The organism is Prauserella marina, from assembly GCF_002240355.1.
In the GTDB taxonomy this organism is placed as follows: domain Bacteria; phylum Actinomycetota; class Actinomycetes; order Mycobacteriales; family Pseudonocardiaceae; genus Prauserella_A; species Prauserella_A marina.
Map to the genome: position 1 here is coordinate 1,333,641 of NZ_CP016353.1, position 14,237 is coordinate 1,347,877.

Genomic DNA, 14,237 nt, shown 5'->3' on the forward strand with positions numbered 1-14,237 from the left:
CTCAGCGGGTCGGCTGTGAGCCGTCCGGTTGCTGCGGTCCCGGTCCAGGCGACCACCAGCCGGGCCGCACTTCCTGGCCGCGCACGACGGTGGGAGCGTTGCCCTCGGTGTAGGGCTCGACCTCTTCGAGGGTGCCCCAGATCTGTCCTGGCGCGCCCTTGAGGTAGCTCGGCACCTCGGGCTGGTTGGCCAGCTCCTCCAGGATGCCGTTCGGGCCACCGGCTTTGTTGTCGGCCCAGTCGCCTTCGGTTGCCAGTTCGTTGGCCGTGATGTGGTAGGCGGGCACCTCGGCGATCCCGTCGGTGACCTTCATCGGGTTGAGGCACGGGTAGACGAACGACGTCGGCCAGTCCATGTAGACCGGTTCGTCGCCGACCCGTTCGGTGAGCGTGGTGAACGTCGGCACCCTTGGCGCCGTCGCGGCGACCCAGCCCTCCTGAGTGAGGTCGTTGTCCTCGGCCACGATCCGGGCCGCCGTCGCGTTCTCCGGTGCCTCGTCGAGGTTGAGCCGGACGTCGACCCATTCGTCGGTGCCCGCGCCCGGTTCGAGTACCGGCGTGCTCCTGACGATCTTGATGCCCTCCGGCGTCGGTTCCCCGTACTGCACGGCGACCTTCGTCGCCTTGCCCACGGGTGACCTAACGGCCGTGACGAGTTGCCCGCCCTCAGGACGTTCTCCGATGCCGTACCACTCGCTGCGCAGCCTGCCGGTCGGGTTGGCCGTCTCGTTGTAGCTGCTCCACATGGGAACGGAATCAGGGGTGAAACCGTGTGGTGGTCCCGCGATCGGGTCGCCGGAGACCATCGGCCGATCGTGGAACCCGACCTGGGTCGGTTCGTTGCCCTCCTGCCTGGAGGGCAGGCTGCCCGGCCTGCCGGGGGTTTCGGCGTCGGCGACGGTGCGCTGCTCTCCCGGCGGCAGCGGTACCAGCATGCTCGAAACGGGGTCCCGCTCGACCATGACGTAGTCGCCGAGCCCGCAGTTCTTGCCGAAGAGATGCGCGATGTTGGCCGCGCCGAGGCTGTAGCTCTCGCGTTGCTTGTGGATGGCCTTGGCCATGCTGCCGAACTCGGTGATCGCGACGAGCCCGCAGATGACCACGATGGCGAGCGAGCCGCGCCACAGCGCGAGCCCTCTGCGTTCGGGCAGCGGTCCCGGCAGGTCCGGCCGCTGGGCCTTGATGTTCTCAAGGAACGCGATGACGGCGGCGATCGCGGCGGCGAACAGCAGCAATGTGGACAGTCGGATACCGAGGATTTCGGGTGGCATGTTCCACCACGGCACACCGATGGCCGAGACGAACCAGTACGCGTTGGGTCCCGTCGCCGCGAGCGCGGCCACGACGAGCAGACCGGAAACGAACGCCGCTCTGTTGCGTTTGGATCTGAGCGCGGAACCGCTCGTCGCGAGCGCCGTCAGCGCGGCCATCGCGGCACCGACCGCCGCGAAGGCACCGAAGTGATGCGTCCACTTCGTCGGGGTCAGCGCCATCAGCAGGAAGAACAGCGCGACCGTTCCGATGAGCCTCCGGCTCGGTCCCAGCGCGGCGCCGGGAATGCGGCCCTTGCGAAGCAGGACCACGACACAGGCACCGACGCACAGCAGCAGCAACAACACGGGGAACCGCCTTGAGGCGGAACCGTCGACAGTGGAGCTGAACAGTTGCTGATACCTGAGCAGCTCCTGGAACCAGGAGAGACTGGGGCCGACCTCGTTGCGCAGCCTGGTGGCCTCGCTGACGGTGGCCCACGTCTGGTCGAAGAAGATCGCGAAGAGCACCACGACACCGGAGGCGAAGATCGGTGCGAATACGTGCGACCAGCCTTCCTTCGCCCGCTGCCGGAAGAGTTGGAACAGCGGCCTTCCCGCGACGATGAACGGCGCGACCGCGATGAGGCCCGTCGGCGTCGCGGCGAGGGTGAACGCCGCGGCGAGCAGACCGAGGCACACCGGAAGCATGCGGCGCGTGACCAGCGCCCGCTCGACGGCGCAGATGGCGAGCAGCGAACCGACCGCGGCGACCGGCTCGGGACGGACACCGTTGTTGTAGGGCATCCACCACACGAGGAACACGGTCGCCGCCGCCCAGCCTGCCGCCCGTGAGCGCCTGACCTCCTTGCCGAGGCGGGGCATCACCTCACGGGTGATGAGCAGCCAGCTGATGACGCCGAGCAGGAAGGAGGGCAGCCGGATCCACGGTGCGACGACGCTGACGTGCGCCATGGCCTGGTAGACGTGGTAGAACCAGCCGAACGGCGCCTCCGCGACGCCGAACCACCGGTGGTAGTTCGCGAGGAACCCCGCGTCCTCCGTGACTCTGGCCATGGAAAGGATGTAGCCGTCGTCGGAGGTCACCGGTCCGATGAAGACCCAAGCGCCGAGCGCGACGATGACCGCGATGTCTCGTCCGGTCAGCCGCCACCAGCCGACCGGAGCCCAGCGCGGGGCGCGGCGCGCGACCCCGGTGTCGAGCCGGTTGACCGCGATGAGACAGCCGATGATCGCCAGCACGCCGACGATGCCGACGGTGATTTTCAGTCCGGTCGCCGACGACTGGTACCTGGTGTCGGTCGTGATCTCGGCGGAGAGGCCGCTCGCGGAGTCCTCGGAGGTGATGGCGGTGTAGATGCCGAGCACCCTGGGGCGTACGTCGCCGCTCTCCTGGTACACCTCGGTGCCACCGACGGTGAGCGAGGTTTTGTTGGCGTCCGACGAAAAATGGACGTCGCAGCCCTCGGCTGGCAGCGGCTGGCGGGCGACCTGTTGCCCTCGGTTGTTCGCGGTGAGCAGTCCGTCGTTGACCCGCAACTGCATGCCTGCCCCGTTTTCCGTCCGCGCGGAGGGCACGGTGGAGAACAGGGTCGCCTCGCCCTGCGTGCGCGCGTCGAGGCCGCGCACCGTCTCGCAGGGAATGTGCACTTGCAGGTCTTGTGCCCAGTATCCGGTGAGCGGCGCGTTGACCTGTGTCGTGTCGCCGTTGACCGGCCACACGATCTTGGCGGTGTCCTGAACGACCGGCAGAAAGGGAAAAGCGAGCGCGCAGGCGGTGGCGACAAGACCGAGCACGACCGCGAGGCGCCGCCAGAATCGGTTGCGCTTCGCGGTGCTCGTCGGGGTGCCGGCGGAGGAATTCGATTCTCCGTCGGGATTTTGTGCTCGGACTGAGGTGGCGGGCCGCATCGAGGGCCACGCTAGCGGGCTACGTGGAGACAGCGCGCGTGGGGCTGGGTCATCACTCTTTCGAGGAATAGTGCAAGATCCAGTCCAACGCGGACCTCACATCGGTCACTTCGGACACTGCGGGACGTGGAGGTCGGCGCACGATCACGACGGGCAGGTCGAGGCGTCGTGCCGCGACGAGTTTGGCTTCCGTCATCGCGCCGCCACTGTCCTTCGTGACCACAACATTTATGCGATGTTCACGCAATAGTGCGGTTTCCGCTTCGACCGAATAGGGCCCTCTGCTCAGCAGGACCGTGATGTGCGGTGGTGGTACGGGAGTCGGCGGGTCGACACACCGCGCCAGGAACCACAGCGAGCTCAGGTGCGCGAACGCGCCCAGTCCTTGTCGTCCGCTGGTGAGGAATATCCGGTCGCCGAGTGAGGGAAGCAGCCGCGCGGCTGAGCCGAGATCGTCGGCCCAGTGCCAGGCGTCGCCGGGGCCTTGCCGCCAGCCGGGCCTGTGCAACCGCAGCAACGGGATGCCGGAGAGTTCGCTCGCGGTGGCGGCGGATTCGCTGATGCGTTCGGCGAAGGGATGGGTCGCGTCGACGACGGCCGTGATGTCGTGCTCGGCCAGCCACGACCGGAGCCCCGCGGGGCCACCGAATCCGCCGATCCGTACCTCGCCACGGGGCAGTCTCGGCGCGTTCACCCTCCCGGCGAGCGAGGAGACCACCGGCATCCCCCGCTCGGTGAGTTCGGAGGCGAGTTCCCTCGCCTCCGAGGTTCCGCCGAGGATGAGTACCCGAGGTGTGCCCACTGGCGGGCGGCGTTCCACACTGTCCACGGGTTCCGAGTGTGAACGAGTGACCGGCGAAACGAAACGAGAGTGCGAGGCGGGTGACCACGTCAGCTCCCGGTGAGCCGAGCGTCCTGCGCTACGGCTGGACGACGGGCGCGTGCGCGACGGCGGCGGCGACCGCGGCGTACACGGCCCTGCTGACCGGCGAGTTTCCCGATCCGGTCGAGGTGCTGCTGCCCAAGGGGCGGCGGCCGTTCTTCGCGCTGGCCACCGAGTCGCTGGAAGCGGGTGCCGCCACGGCGGGAGTGATCAAGGACGCGGGCGACGATCCGGACGTGACCCATGGCGCGCTCGTGCTCGCGACGGTCCGTGAGGGCGGACCCGGTGATGGCGTCGTGTTCAGAGCGGGTGAGGGAGTGGGAACGATCACCCTGCCGGGGCTGCCGTTGCCGCCTGGTGAGCCCGCGATCAACCCGGTACCGCGCAGGATGATGACCGAGGCGCTGACCAGGGTCGCGAACGCGGGCGGCCGGCCGGGAACACCGGACGTGATCGTGGAGATCTCGATCCCGCACGGCGAGGAAATGGCGCGCCACACCTGGAATCCACGGCTCGGGATTCTCGGCGGGCTCTCGGTGCTCGGCACGACCGGGGTCGTCGTGCCCTACTCGTGTTCGGCGTGGATCGACAGCATCCGGCGCGGAGTCGACGTCGCGAGGGCGCTCGGCCACCGGCACGTGGCCGGTGCGGTGGGCAGTACGTCCGAGCGGGTGGTCGCCGAACTGTACGGTCTGCCGGACACCGCGTTGCTCGACATGGGCGACTTCGCGGGCGCGGTGCTGAAGTATCTGCGACGGCATCCGGTGCCGAGACTGACCATCGGCGGTGGGTTCGCGAAGCTGTCGAAACTGGCGGCGGGGCATCTCGACCTGCACTCCAAGCGTTCCCAGGTCGATCTCGCTCTGCTGGCCGAACTCGCCGAGCAGGAGGGAAAGCCGGAACTCGCCGGGCCGATCACCGGGGCGAACACCGCGTTGCACGCGCTGGAGCTGGCCTCGGAAGCGGGGCTCGCGCTCGGCGATCTCGTCGCCGGGCGCGCGCTGCTGACCGCGGAACGGGTCATCGCCGAAGGCAAGCCGGAGACGCCGATCGCCGTCGACATCGTCGCGATCGACAGGGCGGGAACCATCGTCGGCAGGGCGGGACCCCTGCCCTGAAAGCCCTGAAAGCGCCTGTGGTCAGCGCCGCCGCTCCCGGGCAGCGGAGTAGAGGAAGCTGTCGGGAAAGTTCGTCGCGGCGAGCACCGTGCCGACGAAGATCATGGCCGCCTTGGAGATCCCGGCTTTCCTCGTCATGCCCGCGATGTCGCCGAGCGTGCCGCGCAGCACGATCTGTCCAGGCTGGCTCGCCATCGCGACGACGGCGACGGGACAGTCGGCGCCGTAGTGCGGGAGTAGTTCCTCGACGACCTTTTCGATCCGGTTGACCGCGAGGTGCAGTGCGAGGGTGGCGCCAGTGGCCGCGAGGGAGGCGAGGTCCTCGCCTGGCGGCATCGCGGTCGAGCGGGCTTGCGCCCTGGTGATGACGAGGCTCTGCGCGACGGCCGGAACGGTCAGTTCCCTTTTCAGTTCAGCAGCCGCGGCCGCGAAAGCCGGTACTCCTGGCGTGACGTCGTAGGACACGCCTGCCGCGTCGAGTCTGCGCATTTGTTCCGCGACCGCACTGTAGATCGAGGGATCGCCTGAGCAGAGCCTCGCGACGTCCATTCCGGACTCGTGCGCCGCGACCAGTTCGGCACAAATCTCGTCGAGGGTCAGCTCGGCCGTGTCGAGCAGCTTCGCCCCTTCCGGGCAGTGGCCGAGCAGTTCGGCTGGGGTCAGGCTGCCCGGATAAAGGCAGACGGAACACGAGGCGAGCAACCGCATGCCGCGCAGCGTGATCAGGTCGGCGGCGCCGGGGCCCGCGCCGATGAAATGCACGGTCATGTGCTGATGCTCCATTGCGTGATGGTGCGGGCGGGTTTCCAGCCGGTGAGCCCGCCGAGCGGGGCGGCGTGCTCGACCGAGAGCCGGATCAGCTCGCCGCCGAATTCGGCGTAGGCGGCAAGCAGTGCTTGTTCGGCTTCCAGCGTGACGGCGTTGGCGACGAGCCTGCCCGCGCGGGGGAGCGCGGCGTGGCAGCGGGCGAGCAGTCCCGGTGTGCCGACACCGCCGCCGACGAACACCGCGTCGGGGGTGCCGAGCCCGGTCAGGGCTTCCGGCGCGCGGCCGGTGACGGCACGGACGTCGGGAACCCCGAGCCGCCGCGCGTTGCGCTGGATGCGGGCCGCTCGTGTCTCGTCGGCCTCGACGGCGATGGCACGGTTGGCCGGATGCGCGCGGGCCCACTCGATGGCGACGCTGCCCGCTCCCGCGCCCACGTCCCACAACAGTTCGCCGGGCGAGGGGGACAGCCGCGCGAGCGCACTCGCGCGGACGTCCCTTTTGGTGAGCTGGCCGTCGTGCTCGAAGGCGTTGTCGGGGAGACCGGCGAGCAGTCGTAGCGGGTGATCACCGGCACAGTCGATCGCCACGACGTTCAACGCGGCGCCCTCGGGCTCGTTCCAGCCCGCCGCGGTACCGCTGACCTGCCGTTCGGAAGGCCCGCCGAGTTCTTCGAGCACGGTGAGCGTGCTCGCGCCGAACCCGGCTTCGGTGAGCAGCCCCGCGATCGTGGCCGGTGTGCTCGCGTCGCCGCTGAGTACCAGAACCTTCCTGCCGTCGCCCACCGCCGCGAGCACCCGGTAGGGGCTGCGGGCGACGGCGCTCACCACGGCCGTCTCCTCGGCTGACCAGCCGAGCCGGGCCCTTGCCAGTGTGCTGGAGGACAACGCGGGAACGATCCGGACCCGGTCCGCTCCGAGCCGGTTCACCAGCGTGGTGCCGATCCCGTGATGCAGCGGGTCTCCACTGGCGAGCACGACGATCCGCCTGCCTTCGTGCTCGGCGAGAACGGAGTCGAGCGCGGGAAGGAGTGGGCTCGGCCACAGCACCTTCCGGAAATCCCCTTCGGGCAGCAGATCGAGCTGCCTCCTCGCGCCGATGAGCACGTCGCACGCGGCGATTTCGGCGGTGGCGGAAGGGGAAAGGCCATCAGGGCCATCGGCGCCCACACCCACCACGACGATCGTCACGATGTCGAACCGTAACCCACCCGTGTGCGATGATCGGGCAGCGGTCGTCGTGGAACCCGGTGCGAATCCGGGACGGTCCCGCCACTGTGACCAGCCTTCCGGGCTGGGAGTCAGAGCTTCGGCGCCGCGGGTTCGTGCTGACGAGGAGTGGGCGAGGACACCCACCCGCTAGCTTGGGAGTTTCGATGCGGCCCTTCCCCTTCACCGCGGTTGTCGGAATGCCGGATCTGCGTCTGGGGCTTGTGCTTTCCGCGATCTCGCCCTCCATCGGCGGGGTACTGGTGCGAGGTGAGAAGGGCACCGCGAAGTCGACGATGGTCAGGGCGCTGGCCGGTCTGCTGCCCGCCGTCGACGTGCTCGCCGGCTGCCGGTTCTCCTGCGATCCCGCCGATCCCGACCCCGGCTGTCCCGACGGCCCGCACGAGGGAGACGGCGAAGTACGGACCAGGCGGGCGCGGCTGGTCGAGCTGCCGGTTGGCGCGGCCGAAGACCGGGTCGTCGGCTCGCTCGACCTGGAAAAAGCGTTGTCCGAAGGGGTCACCGACTACCAGCCGGGCTTGCTCGCCGGTGCGCACAGGGGGCTGCTCTACGTCGACGAGGTCAACCTGTTGCACGACCATCTCGTCGACACGCTGCTCGACGCCGCCGCGATGGGGAAGGTCACCGTCGAACGGGAAGGCGTTTCGGTGTCGCACGCGGCGCGGTTCGTGCTGATCGGCACCATGAATCCCGAGGAGGGCGAGCTGCGGCCCCAGTTGCTCGACCGGTTCGGGCTGACCGTGGAGGTCACGGCGAGCAGGGATGCCCCGCAGCGCGCGGAGGTCGTGCGAAGGCGCCTCGCCTACGAGGCCGATCCCGGTGCGTTCGCCGGAACCTACGCCGAGAGTGAGGCCCGGCTCGCCGGGGACATCGCCACCGCGCGCGCGTTGCTGCCCTCCGTGTGCCTGCCCGACAGCGCGCTCGTGCGCATCGCCCAGGTGTGCGCCGAATTCGAGGTCGACGGCATGCGCGCCGACATCGTCACCGCCCGCACCGCCATCGCGCATGCCGCGTGGTCGGGGCGGGACACGGTGACCGACGAGGACATCAGGGTCGCCGCCAGGCTGGCTTTGCCGCACCGGAGGCGGCGCAATCCCTTCGACGCGCCCGGCCTCGACGAACAGCGCCTCGACGACGTGCTGCGCGACAGCGAGAACGAGCAGACCGACGGCACTGACGGCACTGACGGCGAGGGGAGCGCGGAGCCGAAGGAAGAGGAAACCGGCGGTGACTCCGATCCCGACCCCGAGCCACCGGAGGGCGGTCCCGGTTCCGGCGCCCCCGACAACAACGGCGACGACGGCACCTCAAGCGCGGGTGGCAACGGCGAGCGCACCGTCACGTCGGGTGATCCGGGCAAGGCGAAGCTGTTCACCGTGGAGGGAACGGGGACCGGTGCTCACGGTCGCCGTTCGAGGGCGCTGACGCCATCCGGTCGCACGGTCGGGGTCGCGGCGAAGGGCCGGTCGGCGGCGGGTCCGCATCTGCTCGCCACGGTGCGTGCCGCCGCGCCGCACCAGCTCGCGAGGGGAAGGCACGGCAAGGGGCTCGTCGTGCGGCCGGGCGACGTCCGGTACGCGCTGCGTGAGGGCAAGGAAGGCAACCTCGTGTTGTTCTGCGTCGACGCGTCCGGCTCGATGGGAGCGAGATCGCGGATGCGCGAGGTGAAGGCCGCCGTGTTGTCGCTGCTGCTGGACGCCTACCAGCGCAGGGACAAGGTCGGCATGGTGACGTTTCGCTCCGGCGCGGCCGAGGTGGCGTTGCCGCCGACGATCAGTGTCGAGGCGGGCGCGGCGAGGCTCGACGCGTTGCCGACCGGGGGGAGGACCCCGCTCGCGGAAGGCTTGCTGAAGGCGGCCGAGATCCTGCGCGTCGAGAAGCTGAAGGACCCCGCGCGGCGCCCGCTGCTCGTCGTGGTCACCGACGGCAGGGCGACCTCGGGTAGCCGCGCGGTCGAACGCGCGCACGCGGCGGCGGATCTGCTCGCCGCGACGGGCGTCGCCTCGGTGGTACTCGACTGCGAGAGCGGGCGAATGCGTCTTGGGATGGCCGCTGATCTGGCTGTCCGGCTCGGTGCTGAGCACGTGGCCGTTGGCGAGGTGGCCGCCGACGCGGTCACCCGAGAGGTGAAAGCGAGGGCAGCCTGATGCCGCAGGGCCAACCGGAGGTCGTTCCCGACGACGGGCTGACGACCCGGCAGCGGCGCAACCGCCCGCTTCTGGCCGTGCACACCGGATCCATGAAGGGAAAATCGACGGCCGCGTTCGGCATGGCGTTGCGCGCGTGGAACCAGGGCTGGTCGATCGGGGTGTTCCAGTTCGTCAAGTCGGCGAAATGGCGAGTCGGTGAGGAGGCCGCGTTCCGCGCGCTCGGCGAGAGCGGCGCGGGTGGCCCCGTCGAGTGGCACAAGATGGGCGAGGGCTGGAGCTGGTCGCGCAAGCGGGGAACGGAGGAGGACCACGCCGCCAACGCGCGCGAGGGCTGGGCCGAGATCGCGCGCAGGCTCGCGGCCGAGCGGCACGACTTCTACGTGCTCGACGAGTTCACCTACCCGCTGCACTGGGGCTGGCTCGACGTTTCCGAGGTGGTGCGCACGCTGCGCGAGCGGCCTGGCAGGCAGCACGTCGTGATCACGGGGAGGTACGCGCCGGAGGAACTGCTCGACGCCGCCGACCTCGTCGCCGAGCTGACCAAGGTCAAGCACCCCATGGACGCGGGGCAAAAGGGCCAGCGGGGCATCGAGTGGTAGCGCGGATCGTGGTCGCCGCCCCGGGATCGGGGCACGGCAAGACCACGGTCGCCGCGGGGCTGATGGCGGCACTGAAAGCACGAGGCGTGCGCGTGTCAGGCCACAAGGTCGGTCCCGATTTCATCGATCCCGGTTACCACGCGCTGGCCACCGGCCGTCCCGCGCGCAACCTCGATCCGTTTCTCCAGGGCGAGGACAGGGTCGTTCCGCTGATGCTGCACGGCAGCGAGGGAGCGGAACTCGCGGTCGTCGAGGGCGTGATGGGGCTTTTCGACGGCGCGCTCGGCACGGAGGGCTACGCGTCGACGGCACACGTGGCGAGGCTGATCGACGCCCCGGTACTGCTCGTGGTCGACGCGAGCGCGGCCAGCCGCAGTGTGGCGGCGACGGTCCTCGGCTTCGCCAACTACGACCCGAGGCTGACGCTGGCAGGCGTGGTCCTGAACAAGCTGGGCTCGCGGCGGCACGAGGACGAGATCAGGGCCGCGCTCGCGCCGACGGGCATTCCGGTGCTCGGCGCGTTGCGGCGATCCGAGCACATCCACGCGCCGAGCAGGCACCTCGGCCTCGTACCTGCCGCCGAACGCGCCGAGCAGTCCGGAAAGTTGTTGCCCGGCCTCGCCGACTGGGTGCGGGAAGGGGTCGATCTCGCCGCCGTCACCAGGGTCGCGAGGGCCGCCGCCGCACTGCCCGGTGTGCCATGGAGCCCGGGGCCATTCCGGGAAGGACCCCGGCGCACGGTCGCCGCTGCCGGTGGCGCGGCATTCACTTTCCGCTACACCGAGACCGTCGAACTGCTGGCCGCGAGAGGCGTCGACGTGGTCGACGTCGATCCGTTGCGGGACGAGCGATTGCCGGAAGGCTGCTCCGGGATGTATCTCGGCGGCGGGTTTCCCGAGGCACACGCGGAAGAACTGTCGAAGAACGAGCCGTTGCGGGCCGAGCTGGCCCGAGCCGTCGCGGCCGGTATGCCGACCGTCGCCGAGTGCGCGGGCCTGCTCTACCTGTGCAGGGAACTCGACGGCCATCCCATGGTCGGCGCATTGCCCGCCACCGCGCGGATGCGGGCACGCGGCGCGCTGGGCTATCGCAAGGCGACCGCGCCATCGGACAATGTCGTCGCCGTCGCGGGTCAGCGGGTGAGCGGACACGAGTTCCACCGGACCGTCGTCGAGCCCGCGCACGGCGGGCTGGGCGGCGATAAGGGCCCAGCCTGGGAGTGGGACGGCGCGCCGGAGGGCTACGCGTCGCCGACGGTGCACGCCTCCTACCTTCACGTGCACTGGGCCGGTCATCCGGAGCTGGCCGACCGGTTCGCCGCCGCCGTGCGCGGGGAGAAGACATGACCGAGGTGGACCTGTGGCACCACGGCGACCGCGAGGTGGGGCACGGTCTCGTCGATCTCGCCGTCAACGTGCGGGTTCCCGCTCCGCCATCGTGGTTGCGGGACCGGCTCGCCGCGTGCCTTTCCGGGCTGGCCGCCTACCCCGACGCGGGGGAGGCGAGGGCTGCCATCGCGGCGAGGCACGGCAGGGACGAGAGCGACGTGCTGCCGACGGCGGGCGCCGCCGAGGCGTTCACCCTGCTGGCGACCGCGTTGCGGCCGAGGTCGGCCGTCGTCGTGCATCCGCAGTTCACCGAACCGGAGGCGGCATTGCGCGCGGCGGGACATCCGGTGCGCAGGGTCGAACTGTCGGCGGCGAAAGGGTTCGTGCTCGCCGAGAGCGACGTTCCCGCCGAGGCCGATCTCGTGTTCGTCGGCAATCCCACCAACCCGACGTCGGTGCTGCACCCCGCCGGTGTCCTGCGCGCGCTCTGCGAGCCGGGCAGGACGCTCGTGGTGGACGAGGCGTTCATCGACGCGATCCCCGGTGAGCCGGAATCCCTTGCCGCGCAACGACTTCCGGGAATTGTTGTGGTGCGCAGTCTCACCAAGACGTGGGGTATCGCGGGACTGCGCGCGGGTTACGTGCTCGCCGAACCCGAGCTGATCGCGCGGTTGAAAGCGGTGCAGCCGCCGTGGTCGGTGTCCACCCCCGCCGCGGTGGCGATGGTCGCCTGTAGCGGCGAGCGTGCCGTCGCCGAAGCCGGTGAGCTGGCCGTCGCGGCGCGGCGGGAGCGGAAAGTGCTCGTCGAGGGACTGCGGGCGCTCGGCGTCGAGGTCGCCGGTGAGCCGAGGGGACCGTTCGTGCTCGTGCGCATCCCCGGCGCCGCCGGTATCCGGCTGGCGTTGCGCGAGGCGGGGTACGCGGTGCGACGAGGCGACACCTTTCCCGGTCTCGGCCAAGACTGGTTGCGGATCGCCGTCAGGGCGCAGCTCGGGGGGTTCCTCTCCGCGCTGCGGGATGTTCTTTCCTCCGGATGAAAGCGACTCGAAAGGCGCGTGTTCTAGCCTCGCCGTCCCACTACGAGTACCGGGGAGAAAACGGATGCGCGAAAGGCGGCGGGCCCGGGTGGCCCTCGCGGCCGTGCTGGGACTTCTTGTCACGGCGGGTTGTTCGGTCGAGCAGGAGCCCAAGCTGTTCGACCCATCGCAAAATGGTGGGAGCCCCGCGAGCCCGGCAAGGCAGGAACCACAGGGCCCCGTGCGGGCGGGGCCGGTCGCTCTCCCGGTGACCTACGAGCTCGGCGCGCCCGCGGACGGCTACGAGCTTCCCTACTACAACGGGCGGGTGTTCGTCGGCGAGGAACCCGTCGAGGTGACGTTCGGGTTCAGGGTCGAGGAAACGGCGAGAAACAACTCGAAGTTGCTCGCGAGCAACCTGGAGCAGTGGCAGGAAAGGAACGTCACACCGGAGACGTTCGAGGCCGATGGCGAGACCGGCTACTTCTATGAAGAGGTGTTCACCGCCGAGAACGACGCCGAACCGGGAACGAGCCGTTTCTACGTCGTGGCGAAGGGCGCGGTGACCGTGACACTGACCGTGTTCGCGCCGGAAGGTACCGAACTGTCGCAGGAGTCGCGGGACGCGGGTGACGCGCTCGCGGCGAGCATCGTGTTCGACGAATCCGGGTTGACCGGCGAGGCGGGTACCGACCAGGGCGCACCGGCCGTGCCGTTCACGTTCGTCCCGCAGCCCTCGCTGCCCGGCCCCTTCGACGCCGAGTTCGGCGGGCTCTACTGGGCCGACTACACCTTCGGTGACCAGCAGGTGCAGGTTTCCCTTCGCGAGGACCCCGAAGCGGAGAAGACCTATCGCGACAAGTACGAACAAGCGCAGGGATCACCGGCGAAGCCCGTCGACATCAAGACGGCGGAGAGCACGGCGAACACGATCGGCAAGCAGGTCGACGAGGGCTACGGCGTCGCGCCCAGCAGCGGCGGCGACACCGTGCTCATGTACTTCATGGTCCGCAAAGGCGATCTGATCCTGGAGATCAACGCGCCAGGCGAGGGCACGAAGCCGTTGCCGCTGCCGATCAGGGAAGCGGTGACCGGGATTCTCGGCACGGCCACGTTCAGCCAGGGGTAGCGCCCGTATCGGGTGAGCTCGCCGCGCTGCTGACGCTGACCGGAGCCCTGCTGCTGGCGATCACCGCACCCCGTGGCCGCCGGTGAGGTTCCGGTCAGCCGACCGGAACGCTGAGGGTGAGCAGTGCCGCCGCCGTGGCGGCTTCCACGCAGGCACCGAGAACGTCGCCGGTGCTGCCGCCCAGCCGTCGTACGCACCGGGCCAGTAGTAGTCCCGCGACACAGCCCGCCGCGAGCACGGCGAGCGGGCCCCGCCACCACGGCAGGCCGGGGGCAAGCGCGGAAAGACCCGCCACGACCAGAAAAGCCAGTAGCGCCAACGGAATCGGCACCGACCCCGCCACCGTCGCGCCGAGCCCCTCCTGCCGTGCCGAGGGGACTCCGCGCACGCAGCACAGGGGCAGTACCGCCCGTCCGGCGACGATCGCGATCACCACGGCCGAACCGCCGTGTCCCGCGCCGAGCGCCCCCGACAGCGCCGCGCATTGCGCGAGCAACACCAGCACCAGCGTGGCGACTCCCGATGGCCCCGAGTCGCCTTTGCGCATGATGTCCAGCGCCTTCGCGCGGTCGTAGGAGGCGGCGAGCCCGTCGGCGGTGTCGGCTAGACCGTCGAGGTGCAGGCCCCTGCTCGCGAGCGCGACCGCGCCCACGGCGAGCACCGCCGTGGCCAGTGCGGGGACCCCAGCGACCTCGCCGCCGAGCACGACGGCCAGCGCGAGCGCGGCGAGTGGCAGCGCGGCGAGCGGCGCGAGCAGCATGGCCCTTCCCGCGACAACGCGGTCGATCACGCGTGGAGCCGGAACGGGAAGCGCGGTGAACGTGCCGAGTGCCATGCGC

11 protein-coding genes and 1 riboswitch are annotated in these 14,237 nt (G+C 70.1%); of the genes, 6 read left to right on the forward strand and 5 right to left on the reverse strand.

The annotated features are described in order from the left end of the window. Window position 1 precedes the first annotated feature (1 nt). Complete coding sequence (locus BAY61_RS06115; protein WP_091799590.1) at window positions 2-3,181, reverse strand: arabinosyltransferase domain-containing protein; 3,180 nt, start codon at window positions 3,179-3,181, stop codon at window positions 2-4. Window positions 3,182-3,233: 52 nt separating this feature from the next. Beyond that, entirely contained in the window at window positions 3,234-4,010 is a 777-nt protein-coding gene (locus BAY61_RS06120) for a cobalt-precorrin-6A reductase (RefSeq protein WP_245865853.1), read from the reverse strand. A 53-nt stretch (window positions 4,011-4,063) separates the two neighbouring features. Here BAY61_RS06120 and BAY61_RS06125 point away from each other — a divergent pair, with 53 nt between their 5' ends. After that, window positions 4,064-5,182: a cobalt-precorrin-5B (C(1))-methyltransferase gene (locus BAY61_RS06125; RefSeq protein ID WP_091799592.1), complete on the forward strand. Its 1,119-nt coding sequence runs from the start codon at window positions 4,064-4,066 to the stop codon at window positions 5,180-5,182. Between the two features lie 21 nt (window positions 5,183-5,203). On the opposite strand, the gene cobM is transcribed toward BAY61_RS06125, so the two are convergent. Together cobM and cbiE are read right to left on the reverse strand one after the other, a co-directional pair. Beyond that, on the reverse strand, window positions 5,204-5,950 hold the full coding sequence (gene cobM, locus BAY61_RS06130; protein ID WP_091799595.1) for a precorrin-4 C(11)-methyltransferase: 747 nt from the start codon (window positions 5,948-5,950) through the stop codon (window positions 5,204-5,206). Further along, window positions 5,947-7,137, reverse strand: a complete 1,191-nt coding sequence (gene cbiE / locus BAY61_RS06135; RefSeq protein WP_245865854.1) for a precorrin-6y C5,15-methyltransferase (decarboxylating) subunit CbiE — start codon at window positions 7,135-7,137, stop codon at window positions 5,947-5,949. Before cbiE ends, cobM begins: the two co-directional genes overlap by 4 nt. A 40-nt stretch (window positions 7,138-7,177) precedes the next feature. After that, window positions 7,178-7,265, forward strand: a riboswitch (adenosylcobalamin (AdoCbl) riboswitch). Window positions 7,266-7,322: 57 nt separating this feature from the next. On the opposite strand from cbiE, the gene BAY61_RS06140 reads away from it, so the two are divergent. The 5 genes from BAY61_RS06140 (at window position 7,323) to BAY61_RS06160 (ending at window position 13,398) form a co-directional block, all read left to right on the forward strand. Continuing rightward, window positions 7,323-9,323, forward strand: coding sequence for a putative cobaltochelatase (locus BAY61_RS06140; protein WP_091799597.1), 2,001 nt, complete (start codon window positions 7,323-7,325; stop codon window positions 9,321-9,323). Further along, on the forward strand, window positions 9,323-9,925 hold the full coding sequence (gene cobO, locus BAY61_RS06145) for a cob(I)yrinic acid a,c-diamide adenosyltransferase (RefSeq protein ID WP_091799600.1): 603 nt from the start codon (window positions 9,323-9,325) through the stop codon (window positions 9,923-9,925). Before BAY61_RS06140 ends, cobO begins: the two co-directional genes overlap by 1 nt. Then, on the forward strand, window positions 9,919-11,271 hold the full coding sequence (locus tag BAY61_RS06150) for a cobyrinic acid a,c-diamide synthase CobB (RefSeq protein ID WP_091799603.1): 1,353 nt from the start codon (window positions 9,919-9,921) through the stop codon (window positions 11,269-11,271). Before cobO ends, BAY61_RS06150 begins: the two co-directional genes overlap by 7 nt. Then, complete coding sequence (cobC, locus tag BAY61_RS06155) at window positions 11,268-12,290, forward strand: Rv2231c family histidinol phosphate aminotransferase CobC (protein ID WP_091799606.1); 1,023 nt, start codon at window positions 11,268-11,270, stop codon at window positions 12,288-12,290. Before BAY61_RS06150 ends, cobC begins: the two co-directional genes overlap by 4 nt. Before the next feature lie 64 nt (window positions 12,291-12,354). After that, on the forward strand, window positions 12,355-13,398 hold the full coding sequence (locus tag BAY61_RS06160; protein WP_091799608.1) for a hypothetical protein: 1,044 nt from the start codon (window positions 12,355-12,357) through the stop codon (window positions 13,396-13,398). Between the two features lie 94 nt (window positions 13,399-13,492). Here the strand turns inward: BAY61_RS06160 and BAY61_RS06165 are convergent, their stop codons facing one another. Then, window positions 13,493-14,233 (reverse strand): adenosylcobinamide-GDP ribazoletransferase, encoded by a 741-nt coding sequence (locus BAY61_RS06165; RefSeq protein ID WP_211323495.1) that lies wholly within the window; start codon window positions 14,231-14,233, stop codon window positions 13,493-13,495. Between the last annotated feature and the right edge of the window lie 4 nt (window positions 14,234-14,237).